The organism is Paenibacillus barengoltzii NBRC 101215, assembly GCF_004000745.1.
GTDB classification, from domain to species: Bacteria; Bacillota; Bacilli; order Paenibacillales; family Paenibacillaceae; genus Fontibacillus; species Fontibacillus barengoltzii.
Genome location: NZ_BILV01000033.1, coordinates 49,118 through 61,518, shown reverse-complemented (window position 1 = coordinate 61,518; position 12,401 = coordinate 49,118). Strand labels below are relative to the sequence as shown.

General features: G+C 51.4%; 14 protein-coding genes. 7 read left to right on the top strand and 7 right to left on the bottom strand.

The window, feature by feature from the left end:
* Positions 1–130: 130 nt before the first annotated feature.
* The 3 genes from PBA01S_RS11290 to PBA01S_RS11280 form a co-directional block, all read right to left on the bottom strand.
* Positions 131–985: a DegV family protein gene (locus PBA01S_RS11290; protein WP_016312912.1), complete on the bottom strand. Its 855-nt coding sequence runs from the start codon at positions 983–985 to the stop codon at positions 131–133.
* Positions 986–1,022: 37 nt separating this feature from the next.
* A complete protein-coding gene (locus PBA01S_RS11285; RefSeq protein WP_085279214.1) occupies positions 1,023–1,883 on the bottom strand; it encodes a DegV family protein in 861 nt (286 codons plus the stop codon).
* 193 nt (positions 1,884–2,076) lie between these two features.
* Positions 2,077–2,487, bottom strand: coding sequence for a hypothetical protein (locus tag PBA01S_RS11280; RefSeq protein WP_085279215.1), 411 nt, complete (start codon positions 2,485–2,487; stop codon positions 2,077–2,079).
* A gap of 177 nt (positions 2,488–2,664) precedes the next feature.
* Between PBA01S_RS11280 and PBA01S_RS11275 the strand changes: the two genes are divergently transcribed.
* Positions 2,665–3,054 carry a DUF423 domain-containing protein gene (locus PBA01S_RS11275; RefSeq protein WP_174844480.1) on the top strand — a complete coding sequence of 130 codons (390 nt, stop codon included), beginning with the start codon at positions 2,665–2,667 and terminating at the stop codon, positions 3,052–3,054.
* A 67-nt stretch (positions 3,055–3,121) separates the two neighbouring features.
* On the opposite strand, the gene PBA01S_RS11270 is transcribed toward PBA01S_RS11275, so the two are convergent.
* Positions 3,122–3,670 carry a hypothetical protein gene (locus PBA01S_RS11270; RefSeq protein ID WP_028538227.1) on the bottom strand — a complete coding sequence of 183 codons (549 nt, stop codon included), beginning with the start codon at positions 3,668–3,670 and terminating at the stop codon, positions 3,122–3,124.
* 211 nt (positions 3,671–3,881) lie between these two features.
* On the opposite strand from PBA01S_RS11270, the gene PBA01S_RS11265 reads away from it, so the two are divergent.
* From PBA01S_RS11265 to sufB, 6 genes are all read left to right on the top strand, one after another.
* Positions 3,882–4,355, top strand: a complete 474-nt coding sequence (locus PBA01S_RS11265) for a Dps family protein (RefSeq protein ID WP_009227084.1) — start codon at positions 3,882–3,884, stop codon at positions 4,353–4,355.
* A 278-nt stretch (positions 4,356–4,633) separates the two neighbouring features.
* Entirely contained in the window at positions 4,634–5,416 is a 783-nt protein-coding gene (gene sufC / locus PBA01S_RS11260; protein WP_016312906.1) for a Fe-S cluster assembly ATPase SufC, read from the top strand.
* Positions 5,417–5,435: 19 nt separating this feature from the next.
* Positions 5,436–6,737 carry a Fe-S cluster assembly protein SufD gene (gene sufD / locus PBA01S_RS11255; protein WP_127576012.1) on the top strand — a complete coding sequence of 434 codons (1,302 nt, stop codon included), beginning with the start codon at positions 5,436–5,438 and terminating at the stop codon, positions 6,735–6,737.
* Complete coding sequence (locus tag PBA01S_RS11250; protein ID WP_127576011.1) at positions 6,734–7,954, top strand: cysteine desulfurase; 1,221 nt, start codon at positions 6,734–6,736, stop codon at positions 7,952–7,954. Before sufD ends, PBA01S_RS11250 begins: the two co-directional genes overlap by 4 nt.
* Entirely contained in the window at positions 7,954–8,376 is a 423-nt protein-coding gene (sufU, locus tag PBA01S_RS11245; RefSeq protein WP_036646693.1) for a Fe-S cluster assembly sulfur transfer protein SufU, read from the top strand. Before PBA01S_RS11250 ends, sufU begins: the two co-directional genes overlap by 1 nt.
* A 22-nt stretch (positions 8,377–8,398) precedes the next feature.
* Positions 8,399–9,796, top strand: a complete 1,398-nt coding sequence (gene sufB, locus PBA01S_RS11240; RefSeq protein ID WP_127576010.1) for a Fe-S cluster assembly protein SufB — start codon at positions 8,399–8,401, stop codon at positions 9,794–9,796.
* 151 nt (positions 9,797–9,947) lie between these two features.
* Here the strand turns inward: sufB and PBA01S_RS11235 are convergent, their stop codons facing one another.
* The 3 genes from PBA01S_RS11235 to PBA01S_RS11225 form a co-directional block, all read right to left on the bottom strand.
* Entirely contained in the window at positions 9,948–10,286 is a 339-nt protein-coding gene (locus tag PBA01S_RS11235) for a L,D-transpeptidase (RefSeq protein ID WP_085170202.1), read from the bottom strand.
* Between the two features lie 142 nt (positions 10,287–10,428).
* On the bottom strand, positions 10,429–11,460 hold the full coding sequence (locus tag PBA01S_RS11230; RefSeq protein ID WP_028538233.1) for an HD-GYP domain-containing protein: 1,032 nt from the start codon (positions 11,458–11,460) through the stop codon (positions 10,429–10,431).
* A gap of 82 nt (positions 11,461–11,542) precedes the next feature.
* Positions 11,543–12,295: a molybdenum cofactor biosynthesis protein gene (locus PBA01S_RS11225; protein ID WP_009227092.1), complete on the bottom strand. Its 753-nt coding sequence runs from the start codon at positions 12,293–12,295 to the stop codon at positions 11,543–11,545.
* Positions 12,296–12,401 lie beyond the last annotated feature (106 nt).

Below are 12,401 nucleotides of genomic sequence, written 5' to 3'. Positions count from 1 at the left end.
CTAGATAAAATCAGATTGATCACCGGGATTCCAGCGTTGTTACTGAGAGTCCCGTTTTTTTTGTGCCTCAAGACGCAAAAAGGAAGGCCGGGGAGAGTCCCTGGTCTTCCTTTTTTATTTTGCATAAAACTTATGCCAGCTTCTTCGTATACAGGATACCAATCGTTTTGGCGCCGCAGTGGCTGGAGATGACGCAGCCGGCATTGGACACCGCAACTTGGCGGGCGTTCGTCTTGGCTTCTAACGCTTCCTTCAGCACCTTCGCGTCCTCATCCGCCAAGGAATGCGTGACGAAGATGAGATCATCATCCATCTCAGATAGATGGCTAAGCGCATTGTTTAACAGCTGATCGAGCGCTTTGTCCCGGCTGCCGCGAATTTTGTATGCTGGCGTCATTTTGCCGTTCTCGACCTTGATCACAGGCCGAATTTTTAGCAGACTGCCAACGATGTTCTGCATCCCCGAGCAGCGACCACCCTTATACAGATAATCCAGCGAATCGATGACAAATTCGGTCTCGACCTGCGGACGCACGGCAGTCAACAGGGCAACGATTTCTTCAACGCTCTTGCCTTCTGCAGCAGCGTTAACGGCTTTCATCACCTGCAGCCCGATGCCGCTCGATAAATTCAGGGAATCGAACACCGTCACCATGCCTTCGGCAAATTCGTCTGCGGCAATCAACGCATTTTGATAAGTCGAGGACAGCTCTGAGGACAAGCTGATATAGAGAATTTTCCGGCCTTCCTCAATATGTGGACGAAACGCTTCGATGAAATCCGCCGGTGACGGTGCCGCCGTCTTAGGCAATTTGCCCGTCTCATCGACTTTCTTGTAGAGCTCAGGCACCGTCAGATCGATTCCGTCCTTGTAAGTTTGTTCCGAAAACGTCACATACAGAGGCACAATGCCGATGTCGTACTGCGCAATCCATTCAGCGGGGAGATCGCAAGTGCTGTCTGCAAAAATTTTAATGGAACCCATATAAATCCTCCTAAACGTCTATGGTTATCTATGGGACTTATGAAGCCGCCGATTTTCTTGCATACATAATCGCGACGGTATGGGGGCCGCAGTGGCTCGAAATGACGCAGCCAGCTTCTGCAACAGCGACTTCTCGTACACCGGTCTGCTCCCGCAAAATCACGGATAACCGATGGGCCTCCTCCTCCGCGAGCGTATGTGCGACCAAGATCAAATCCTCATCCATCTGATCTTTGTCGGCCAGGGCATTGTCAAGCATGAGCTGCACGGCTTTCTCCTTGCGGCCTCGTACTTTGTAAGCCGGGATGATGTTCCCGTCCACCATCTTCAGGACCGGACGAATCTGCAGCAGGCTGCCCATGATGTTCTGCATCCCGGAACAGCGACCGCCTTTGTACAAATAATCCAACGTATCAATGACAAATTGTGTCTCCACTTGGGAGCGTAAGGCGGCAACTTGTCCAGCGATTTCTGCGGCTCCCCACCCTTGCTCAGCCAGGCGTACGGCCTTCATGACCAGCATCCCGATCCCGCTGCACAGCGTCAAGGAATCTACGATATGAACTCGACCCTCGGGATATTCCGCAGCTGCGATAAGCGCGTTCTGATAGGTGGACGACAGCTTGGACGACAAGCTGATATACACGATGTCCATTCCTTGATCGATGTAAGGGCCGAAAGCGCTCATAAAATCTTTGGGGGATGGGGCTGTTGTCTTAGGTAATTGCCCTTCGGCCTCCACCCGGCGATAAATCTCGAGCGGGGTAATGTCGATGCCGTCCCGGAACGTTTCATCGCCGAATACGACGTAAAGCGGAACCAGGCCGATATCATACCGTTCGACCCAACCAGCTGGCAGATCCGAGGTACTATCCGCAAAAATTTTCACTTTAGACATAAACAGTCTCCTTGGTTAGTTGATCCAAATTCGATGTAATGTAAAGAAGAACTTTCATCCATTCTATCAAAAAGAACAAGACAAGGAAAAGCCCCAAGACCGACTAAAGACCCGCGGAGTTTGGGGCTTTCGGCAGCCGTCTGCGATAGACGCTGCCTTTTTTGAGGTAAAGCTTGCAAGGTGTTGCGTTATTTTAGCCCGTGAGGCTGCCAAGTACGATCAAAAAGATGAAGAGAACTAATGGCAAGACCGAAAAAATCGTGCCTAGTATCGCAAACACTTTCCTCCGATTTCGAATCGCCAAGCCTACGATGCCTAGAATCAATCCGACCAGGTCCAATACGCCGGAAATGAGGAACAGCAAAACGCCAAGCACCGTCCCGCTTCGTTGCATCAGGTCCGCGGCGATGGCCTCCGCAGGCTGGTCCACGAGATCCATAGCTGTAGAAATAATCAATGCCAGCGCAGCGATATAGCCAACTACGGCAACTAAGCTGAGTATGAAGGAGGCGATGCCGGGGCCGGAGAATTTTACTCGGTTCATTGGCTCATGGGGGGCAAAATAAGGTGATACAGGATCTTGCTCCGATTGACGATGATCCATCCCAAAACTCCTTTAATTGACATTATGTAATGTAAACCTATTCAAGACCATCTTCAAATATCCTCCTGAAAATTGCAAGGATATTTTTGGTTGAAACGATGGTGGAAATCAGGCAAAGCGCTGCGGTATGATGGACACGAAGGCGAATGGACATGATCAGAAAGGGTGAAATCAATAGTGCAGCGAAAATATGCGGGGATCGGAGCGATTGTCATGCTTCTCTCTGTGGCGTTTGGTGCGTTTGGCGCTCACATCTTGAAAGAGCGGATCGGGGAGGCTGCCATAGGCACGTTTGAGACCGGAGTCCATTATCAAATGATTCATGGCCTTGCCATGCTGCTGACCGCGTTATTTGCCGCGAAGTGGGGAGACTCTAAGCGGCTGTTGTGGAGTGGACGGCTATTTCTGATCGGCGTGATCTTATTTTCTGGCAGCTTATACGGCCTTGCCGTCTGGGACTTGCGATGGCTTGGTCCGGTGACACCGCTTGGCGGCGTGTCATTTCTAGCTGGCTGGCTAATGCTCGCACTGGAAGCCTGGAAGGCAGCACCGCGGGCGGGGGCTTGAAAAGGGCTGGCGCAACCTGCATCCACAGGAAACGCCAGCCCTTTTGACTGCATTGTTCAGATATTTTTCACGTATCTAAAAAATCGATGATCTCGCTTAGCTTCAGTGTGTAGACCTGCTTCTCGTCGACGTGGTATACACTCACAGCATAAGTTTCCGGAAGGAAGTTTAGGATTCGGCACGGCATACTCGTCCGCTTCCCGTTACGATTGATGTACAATCGGACAAGCTTATTGCCTGTAATGTAGCTTTGAATCCAGTCTTGGAATTCATCGCTTGTGGTCAACTCCTTGAAGTTGCTCGAAGCCGGCTCACTTTTCTTCTTCTCCACCGCAGCGGATGGCTTCGTCGTTTCTTTACCGCTATTCTTGGCCTTTTCGGCTTGGGCGGTATCAATGCGGGACTGCTTACGAGAAGCCAAGGTAGATTCGATGATTCGTCCCAGCTCGATTCCGGAATTAATGCGGTAATCTATAATGTCAGGGCTGTCGTTCAGCAGCTTCATCAGCGCTTGCAGAGCCATCGGGTTCGTTGTCCCTTTGACTAGAATCTCGACGTTAAATAAATAGCCCAATTCGTCATCTTGTTTCTGATGTTGACCGGTTTGATTTTCCATAATTCCCCCACAGTGATTTCAAGTTAGGCAGAGAAAGGTCATCCTTTTCTGTTGAAAATCCTCAATAATAATAGCACCACTATGACAACAATCATAGTCCAAACATCAAGAAATTTACACAAATCTATACATCTATGGATCTTTTGTTTCACCCCGCCTGAATCAGGGTAAGATAATGACAACATTTTATTGAAGAAAGCAGGGGATAAGGATGGCCAAATCGGAAGCCAAACCAGCAAAGAATACGAAGAAATCCAGCCTGGAGCAACTGCTGAACGAACAAGTTGCCAACCTGAACGTGCTTTATGTGAAGCTGCACAACTACCATTGGTATGTGAAAGGGACAAATTTCTTTCGGCTGCACGCCAAATTTGAGGAGTTGTATAATGAAGTTACTGAACAAATGGATGCCATTGCCGAGCGAATGCTGGCGCTGAAGTGGAACCCGGCAGCATCGCTGGAAGAGTATCTGGACCTGGCCACCATTCAGGAGGCAACCGGGAAGGAGGAGCCGCAGGCGATGGTTCAGCATGTGCTTGAGGACCTGGCGACCTTAACGGAGGCGTACAACGAAGGGATTGGTCTCGCGGATCAGGTGGAGGATAACGTCACCAGCGATTTGTTAACCGGTTATCTTGGCAAATGGGAAAAACACATGTGGATGCTCCGGGCGTATTTGGATTGATAGCTCTTACCGGAGTCGAAGACAGCACGCATTCCAAGAGGGCTTGGCCGCAAACGCGGGCCGGGTCCTTTTGCATTCTGTGACAACGATATTGCATAACGGTGAACATCCGCCGCCATACGTTGCTTATGCCAATAAAGTAGGTTAGAATGAAGTGAGAATCAGTGAGAATCACTTAGAATTATTCTAATGTGATAATTGTTATGATATAATGGCAAGAACGAGGGCGGCGGCCCTAAGCAAATACCGTAATTTTCGTGAATGGAAGGAGCAGTTACATGGCAACGCATTTTGTAGTTGAGGGTTTGAAAGCAACAATCGAGGAGAAGGAGATCCTGAAAGGGATTAACCTTGAGATAAAAGGCGGAGAAATTCACGCCATCATGGGTCCGAACGGAACCGGGAAAAGTACGCTGGCTTCTGCGCTGATGGGTCACCCGAAGTATGAAGTTACGGATGGTAAAGTGACGCTGAACGGGGAAGACGTGCTGGAGATGGCCGTTGACGAACGCGCCCGCGCTGGGATGTTCCTCGCGATGCAATATCCGAGCGAGATCGCTGGCGTAACGAATGCAGACTTCCTGCGCAGTGCCATTAATGCCCGCCGCGGTGAAGGGAATGAAATTTCCCTGATCAAATTCATTCGTCAAATGGAAGAGCAAATGAAAGTGCTGGAGATGAATCCAGAGTTTGCGCACCGTTATTTGAACGAAGGTTTCTCCGGCGGGGAGAAGAAACGGAACGAAATTTTGCAAATGCTGCTGCTTGATCCGAAGATCGTTATTCTGGACGAAATCGACTCTGGTCTTGACATCGACGCTTTGCGGATCGTGGCCAATGGTGTTAACTCCATGCGCAGCGAAGACCGCGGCTTCTTGATTATTACTCACTATCAACGTCTGTTAAACTACATCAAACCGGACTTCGTTCACGTGATGATGCAAGGCCGTATCGTGAAATCCGGCGGTCCTGAGCTTGCCGAACGCCTGGAAGCGGAAGGTTACGATTGGGTCAAAGAAGAGCTGGGTATCGTGGACGAAACAGTTGGTCAAGAAGCCTAATCGGAAGGAGGAGTAAAGAATGACGACACAAACCGTACTTCCGGTAGAAGCGGAGCAACTCAAACAACTGTCCGCGAAGCGCGGCGAACCGGACTGGCTGACCGACAGCCGGACGAAGGCGCTGCAACTGGCGGCGGAACTGGAACTGCCCAAATTGGAGAAGACGCGGATTGACCGCTGGGATTTGAGCAACTTCGGAACACTTGCTGAAGCTCGGGGTGAACATACGCAGCAGTTACCTGACAGCATTCAATCGCTGGTGGAATTGAATGAGCAGAGCAATCTGCTTGTTCAACGGAATGCAGATACTGTATTTACCAAGTTGGCACCGGAGCTGGCAAGCCAAGGCGTGATCTTCACCGATTTGGAGACCGCCGTGCGGGAGCATGGGGATCTGGTGAAGGCGCACCTGCACAGCGTGATCAAGCCGGATGAGAATCGCTTGGCCGCTTTGCATGCAGCTTTGTGGAATGGCGGAGTTTTCCTGTACGTTCCGAAGAACGTGGTGATTGATACGCCGCTGCAAACAATTTTCCTGTTGGATGACGCGAGCTCCTCGTTCACGCCTCACGTTCTGATCGTGGCGGACACGAACAGCCAAGTTACCTACGTGGATAACTATATTTCTGTAAATCTCAATGGAAACATCGTGCATAACGGTGCAGCCGAAGTAATCGTGAAGCCGGGCGCCAAAGTCCAATTCGCGACGGTGCACCATTTGGCCGAGCAAGCGACGGATGTGACATATCGCCGCGCCGTTGTTGAGAATGACGGCAGCATCGAATGGATCATCGGCGAGATGAACAATGGCGATTCGGCAAGCGAAACGCTGTCGATCTTGAAAGGGAACGGCTCGAACTCTGATGCGAAGGTCATCGCCGTTGGTTCGGGGAAACAACGTTTGAACTATACGACGAAGGCCGTACATTACGGGAAGAGCTCGAACAGCCAAATGATTACCCGCGCGGTGATGCGGGAAGAAGCTACGGCGATTATTAACGGGATCACGAAAATTGAGAAAGGTGCCACGAAAGCGGACGGCCAGCAAACCGAGAAAGTGCTCATGCTGAGCCCGAAAGCCCGCGGTGACGCCAACCCGATTCTGCTGATTGACGAAGATGACGTTTCCGCAGGACACGCCGCTTCCGTTGGGCAGGTGAACCCGGAACAAATTTACTACTTGATGTCCCGCGGGATTACCCGTGCAGAGGCGGAACGCTTGGTGATCTACGGCTTCTTGGCGCCGGTGGTTTCGGATATCCCGCTGGAACCGTTGCAGAAGCAACTGCAAGGTCTGGTGGAAAGGAAGCTGGGACAATGAGTATCCATGCTGAAGAGCTCAAGAAGCAATTCCCGATTCTGCAGCAAGAGATAAACGGGCATCCGCTCGTTTATCTCGACAGCGCGGCTTCCTCGCAGAAGCCGGCCGTCGTGATCGAAGCATTAAAGCATTATTACGAATCGGATAATGCGAACGTGCATCGCGGCGTGCATACGCTGGGCAGCCGGGCGACCGATGCTTACGAGAACGCTCGCGAGAAGGTAGCCCGATTTATCGGGGCTGCGCGCCGGGAAGAGATTATTTTTACCCGGGGCACAACGACGTCGCTGAATTTGGTTGCATCCTCTTACGGAGCGGCGAATGTCGGTGAAGGCGACGAAATCGTCATTACTCCGATGGAGCATCATAGCAATTTGATTCCTTGGCAGCAATTGGCGTTGAAGAAGAAAGCTGTATTGAAATATATCCCGCTGCAGCCGGACGGTCATATCGATTTGGCGGATGCGGAGAAGACGATTACTCCCAAGACGAAGATCGTGGCGACCGCCTACGTATCCAACGTCCTGGGCGTTGTTAATCCCGTCAAGGAGCTCGCGGCGATTGCTCATCGCAACGGGGCGGTTATGGTTGTTGACGGCGCGCAGAGCACCCCGCACATGAAGGTTAACGTACAGGAGCTGGATGCTGATTTTTATGCTTTTTCCGGCCACAAAATGTGCGCACCAACTGGAATTGGGGTACTCTATGGAAAGAAGCATCTGCTGGAAGCCATGGAGCCGATCGAATACGGCGGAGAAATGATCGACGATGTCGGATTGTATGAATCAAGCTGGAAGGAGCTTCCGTGGAAATTTGAAGGCGGGACGCCGATTATCGCGGGTGCGGTTGGATTGGCGGCAGCCATCGATTTCCTTGAAGGCATCGGGCTTGAGGAAATTCACCGGCACGAGGCCAAGCTTGCCACTTATGCGATGAACCGCCTGTCAGAGATCGAAGGGCTGGCCCTATATGGACCGCGCGAGCGCGAAGTGGGGCTGATTACCTTCAATCTGCAGGACATTCACCCGCATGATGTTGCGACCGTGCTTGATGCTTCCGGGATCGCCATCCGGGCGGGTCACCACTGCTGCCAGCCGCTGATGCGTTGGCTTGAAGCAAGCGCAACGGCTAGAGCAAGCCTGTATTTATACAATACGGAACAGGATATCGACCGACTGGCGGAAGCTTTAATCCAAACAAAGGAGTATTTTGGGTGATGCAACTAGACGATTTATACCGCCGTGTCATAATGGATCATTATAAAAATCCGCGGAACCGCGGGAAGTTTGAGGAAGGCGCGCTGACGGTCGATTTGAACAATCCGACCTGCGGCGACCGCATTTCCTTGCAGTTGATTGTGGAAGGAGACGTCGTCAAGGACGCCCGCTTTACCGGGGAAGGCTGCTCCATCAGCATGTCGTCGGCTTCGATGATGACGGAGGCCGTCAAAGGACGGACGATCGAGGACGCGATGGAGCTAGCTGGACGGTTCTCCCGGCTGATGATGGGAGAAACGGTGGAGTTTGACGACTATGAAGATCTTGAGGCCTTATCCGGCGTTAGAAAATTTCCTGCCCGCATCAAATGCGCTACGTTAGCTTGGAATGCGCTGAAAAAAGGAATCCAAGCGGAAATCTAATCCCCTGAGGAGGTAGCCGAACATGGCCAAAAAAGCACCGGAATTAGAAGAGTATAAATACGGTTTCCGGGATGAACACAAGGCGATCTTTCAATCCGGTAAAGGCTTGACCCGTGAAATCGTAACGGAAATCTCCCGTATTAAAGGCGAGCCGGAGTGGATGCTTAATTTCCGCCTCAAATCGCTTGAGCAGTTCGAGAAAATGCCGTTGCCGCGTTGGGGCGGAGATTTGAGCGAGCTCGATTTTAACGATATTCAATACTACGTGAAACCATCTGAGAAACAAGGTAAGACGTGGGAAGAAGTCCCGGCAGAAATCAAAGAAACGTTTGATAAGCTGGGGATTCCAGAGGCCGAGCAGAAGTTCCTGGCCGGCGTCTCCGCGCAATACGAGTCGGAGGTCGTATACCACAGCATTCAGAAGGACCTTGAAGATCAAGGGGTTATCTTCATGGATACAGATTCCGCATTGCGTGAGTATCCGGAACTGTTCAAAGAGTATTTCGGGACGGTAGTTCCTGCTGCGGACAACAAGTTTGCAGCTCTGAACAGCGCCGTATGGTCCGGGGGCAGCTTCATTTACGTGCCGCCAGGTGTGAAATGTGAAGTGCCGCTTCAGGCATATTTCCGGATCAACTCCGAGAACATGGGTCAGTTCGAACGTACGCTGATCATCGCCGATGAAGGCAGCTTTGTACACTACACCGAAGGCTGCACGGCACCGATCTACAGCACGAACTCGCTGCATAGCGCGGTCGTGGAAATCATCGTGAAGAAGGACGCTCGTGTTCGCTACACGACGATCCAGAACTGGGCACCAAACATCTATAACCTGGTTACTAAACGTGCGGTAGCCGAAGAGAATGCTACGATGGAATGGGTTGACGGCAATATCGGTTCGAAGCTGACGATGAAGTACCCGGCAGTTATCTTGAAAGGCCGCGGCGCGAAAGGCAGCGTGCTGTCCATCGCCGTTGCCGGCAAAGGTCAGTTGCAAGATGCCGGTGCGAAAATGATCCACTTGGCGCCGGATACCACATCGACGATCGTATCGAAGTCGATTTCCAAGCATGGCGGCAAGGTAACTTACCGCGGTCTCGCTTCCTTCGGCCGTCAAGCGGAAGGCGCGAAATCGAACATCAAGTGCGATACGCTGATTCTCGATAACGAGTCGACGTCGGATACGATCCCGTACAACGAGATTATGAACGACAACATCACGCTGGAGCATGAGGCGACCGTATCGAAAGTGTCGGAAGAGCAGCTCTTCTATCTGATGAGCCGCGGTCTGACCGAAGAAGAAGCAACGCAAATGATCGTTATGGGCTTTATCGAGCCGTTCACGAAAGAGCTGCCGATGGAATATGCAGTAGAGATGAACCGCTTAATCAAGTTCGAGATGGAAGGCTCGATCGGTTAAGAATAAGACTGCTTAGAATCCGTAGAATTTTCTGCGGATTCTTTTTTATTTTGCTCGAATCTGCCTTGGGCATGATATCAAAACAGTCCGAACGTTGTTAAGTCACAATGAAAAAGAGAAGCCCCCTGAGCAGGACTTCTCCTTTTTGTACTTATTGACGGATCGTTACGCTGGTTCCGATCGGCACGATCCGGGCTAGCTCGATGACGTCCGGGTTATACATTCGGATACACCCGTGTGAAACCTCTTTGCCGATGGAGGAAGGATCATCAGTGCCGTGGATCCCGTAATGGGGCTTGGACAAGCCCATCCAATAGGCGCCAAACGGCCCGCCGGGATTGGGGGCCTTGTTGACGATCGCAAACGTTCCTACTGGGGTTTGCGTAAGCATTTTTCCGATCCCTACCGGAAAGCCACGAACGACGATGTCGTTATCGAGCAGATACAGCATACGATCCGATAAATCTACGATAATGCGGTAATTGGGCATGTGAGCGCGCCTCCCGTTGTTTTATTGCTAATGTATGACGGGTAGGCAAGAGTGGATTGGGCGAATGCGTAAGCGTTCCTGATTCAAGAATTCTGGGCAAAATAAAACCCGGAACCTATGCAGGCCCGGGAGAAAAAGCGTATTAGAGATAGACTTCTGCGATTGAGGTTTCGCGTTCTTTGGACAGGTCGACAAATCGGGAATCCGTCTTGACCAGCGGACGGAAGAAGTCCGTTTGATTCGTCATGACGATAGAACCGATCTCGCCGGTGCTCAGCATCACTTTCTTGCCGATGAAGTTCGGCAACAGATGACGGATCAATGCTTGCGTTGGCTCCGGGCTCAACTGGCCGAAGCTAAGGCTGTTTAACTCGCGCAGCACGGACAGCAGCTCCTGCTTCGAGCGGTAGACCCGGTTGGAGGTCATCGCCGCATACACGTCTGCAACCGCGGCGATCTTGGCGAACGGATGGATATCCTTGCTTGTTAAGCCATGCGGATAACCGCTGCCGTCCTCCCGTTCGTGATGCTGCAGCGCCACCAAGGCCGAAAGCTCGTCTCCGGTAGAATTGAGAATAATGTCATGACCGTATTCGGAATGACGCTTCACTTCTTCGAATTCCTCCGGCGTCAGCTTGCCGGGCTTGGATAAAATGCTCTGTGGGACCTTGCTCTTGCCGATATCGATCAAGTAGCCGGCTTTCCCAGCCTTGTAGGCTTCTTCCTTAGGATACCCTAACCAGGAGGCGATATAATAACTGAGCATGCCGACTTGCATGGAATGATGGTAAGTATAATTGTCACCGTCACCAATCATCAGCAATAAAGAGACGACGTCCTTCTGGTTATCCAGTTCTGAGATCATCGGCTCTAACAGCTTGTCCACTTTCGCTTCGTCGATCGTCCCGTTCGTTAGCGCTTTCAGGAACAGTTCCTCGAAACCGTCAACGGCTTCATCCATATATGGCTTGGCCCGGAAGGCAGGATCCGAAGGGAATTCGGCGTCTAAGGTTTGCGGTTCGATATCTACGTAGTCGATCCCATGCTGCATTAGCTTAACGATGGAATCGCTGCTCAATTCACAGCCTTTCTGCAAAACAAAAACGCCGAAATGATTAAATACGTCATGTTGGAGACGGTCGCCTGGACTGAGCTCCATAATATGTACTTTCAAAGACGATGACACCTCGTAATCTTCCTGTTTTTCTTAATCATATCAGGAAACAAATGGGTTGACAACGAAATTGTTAGGTTTGTCAATCACCCGAAAGGAGGTGTTCTCCCGGTACACGAGGGTCCCACGGACCAAGTCCATGGCCCTTCCACTCCGAACCGTCTTCCCAGATTTCCTTTTTCCAGATCGGGACAATCTGCTTAAGACGTTCAATCGCGTAGCGGCTGGCCTCGTAGCATCCGGCCCGGTGAGGTGCCGATACGGCGATGACGACACTGATTTCCGCGATATCCACGCGACCGATCCGGTGGCTAATCGCACAGCGGGTTCCTGGCCAGCGCTCCGTGATCTCGGCGCCGATTTGGCGCAGCTTGGCTAAGGCCATCGGCACATAGGCTTCGTATTCGAGATGGACGGTCCGTTGACCTTGCGTCCATTCCCGGGTAGTCCCGGTGAACGTTAGAACGGCGCCATGGTCGGGGGTGATAACCTTAGCCGTGATCTCCTCCACGGACAGCGGTTCTTCCGTGATGATGTACAGTTGATCGTCCGCCGGATCCGAAGCATCGTTCGAACTCCATTCTCCGCCGGATACCGGCGGGATCAGTGCGATCTCGTCCTCCGCATGGATGGGCGTATCGCCTGCAGCGTACTCCTGATTTACCGCAACGAAGGAGGCGGAAATCAGCGCAGCTGCTGAGGGATAAGCCTCAGCTAACGCTTCCTTTAACGAGGCTGCTGTAATTGGACGTTCTGGATAAGGGTATGCAAAGCTTAAGGTTGACGTACCGATCCGGTCCGCCAACCCGGCAAAAAGAGCAATTTGAATATTCATAGGAGTCTCCTCGGAATAGTTTGTAAGTAATATACATTATAACAAGACAACGATCAATTTTAAGGTATATAATACACATTGAACTCTAAAATTTAGAATAAGCCGA

Excerpts from the sequence above, each read along its gene's own strand:
- PBA01S_RS11280 (WP_085279215.1), bottom strand. The coding sequence starts at position 2,487 with ATGGATCATCGTCAATCGGAGCAAGATCCTGTATCACCTTATTTTGCC.
- PBA01S_RS11270 (WP_028538227.1), bottom strand. The coding sequence starts at position 3,670 with ATGGAAAATCAAACCGGTCAACATCAGAAACAAGATGACGAATTGGGC.
- sufB (WP_127576010.1), top strand. The coding sequence starts at position 8,399 with ATGGCCAAAAAAGCACCGGAATTAGAAGAGTATAAATACGGTTTCCGG.
- PBA01S_RS11290 (WP_016312912.1), bottom strand. The coding sequence starts at position 985 with ATGGGTTCCATTAAAATTTTTGCAGACAGCACTTGCGATCTCCCCGCT.
- PBA01S_RS11235 (WP_085170202.1), bottom strand. The coding sequence starts at position 10,286 with ATGCCCAATTACCGCATTATCGTAGATTTATCGGATCGTATGCTGTAT.
- PBA01S_RS11225 (WP_009227092.1), bottom strand. The coding sequence starts at position 12,295 with ATGAATATTCAAATTGCTCTTTTTGCCGGGTTGGCGGACCGGATCGGT.
- sufU (WP_036646693.1), top strand. The coding sequence starts at position 7,954 with ATGCAACTAGACGATTTATACCGCCGTGTCATAATGGATCATTATAAA.
- PBA01S_RS11265 (WP_009227084.1), top strand. The coding sequence starts at position 3,882 with ATGGCCAAATCGGAAGCCAAACCAGCAAAGAATACGAAGAAATCCAGC.
- PBA01S_RS11250 (WP_127576011.1), top strand. The coding sequence starts at position 6,734 with ATGAGTATCCATGCTGAAGAGCTCAAGAAGCAATTCCCGATTCTGCAG.
- sufD (WP_127576012.1), top strand. The coding sequence starts at position 5,436 with ATGACGACACAAACCGTACTTCCGGTAGAAGCGGAGCAACTCAAACAA.
- sufC (WP_016312906.1), top strand. The coding sequence starts at position 4,634 with ATGGCAACGCATTTTGTAGTTGAGGGTTTGAAAGCAACAATCGAGGAG.
- PBA01S_RS11285 (WP_085279214.1), bottom strand. The coding sequence starts at position 1,883 with ATGTCTAAAGTGAAAATTTTTGCGGATAGTACCTCGGATCTGCCAGCT.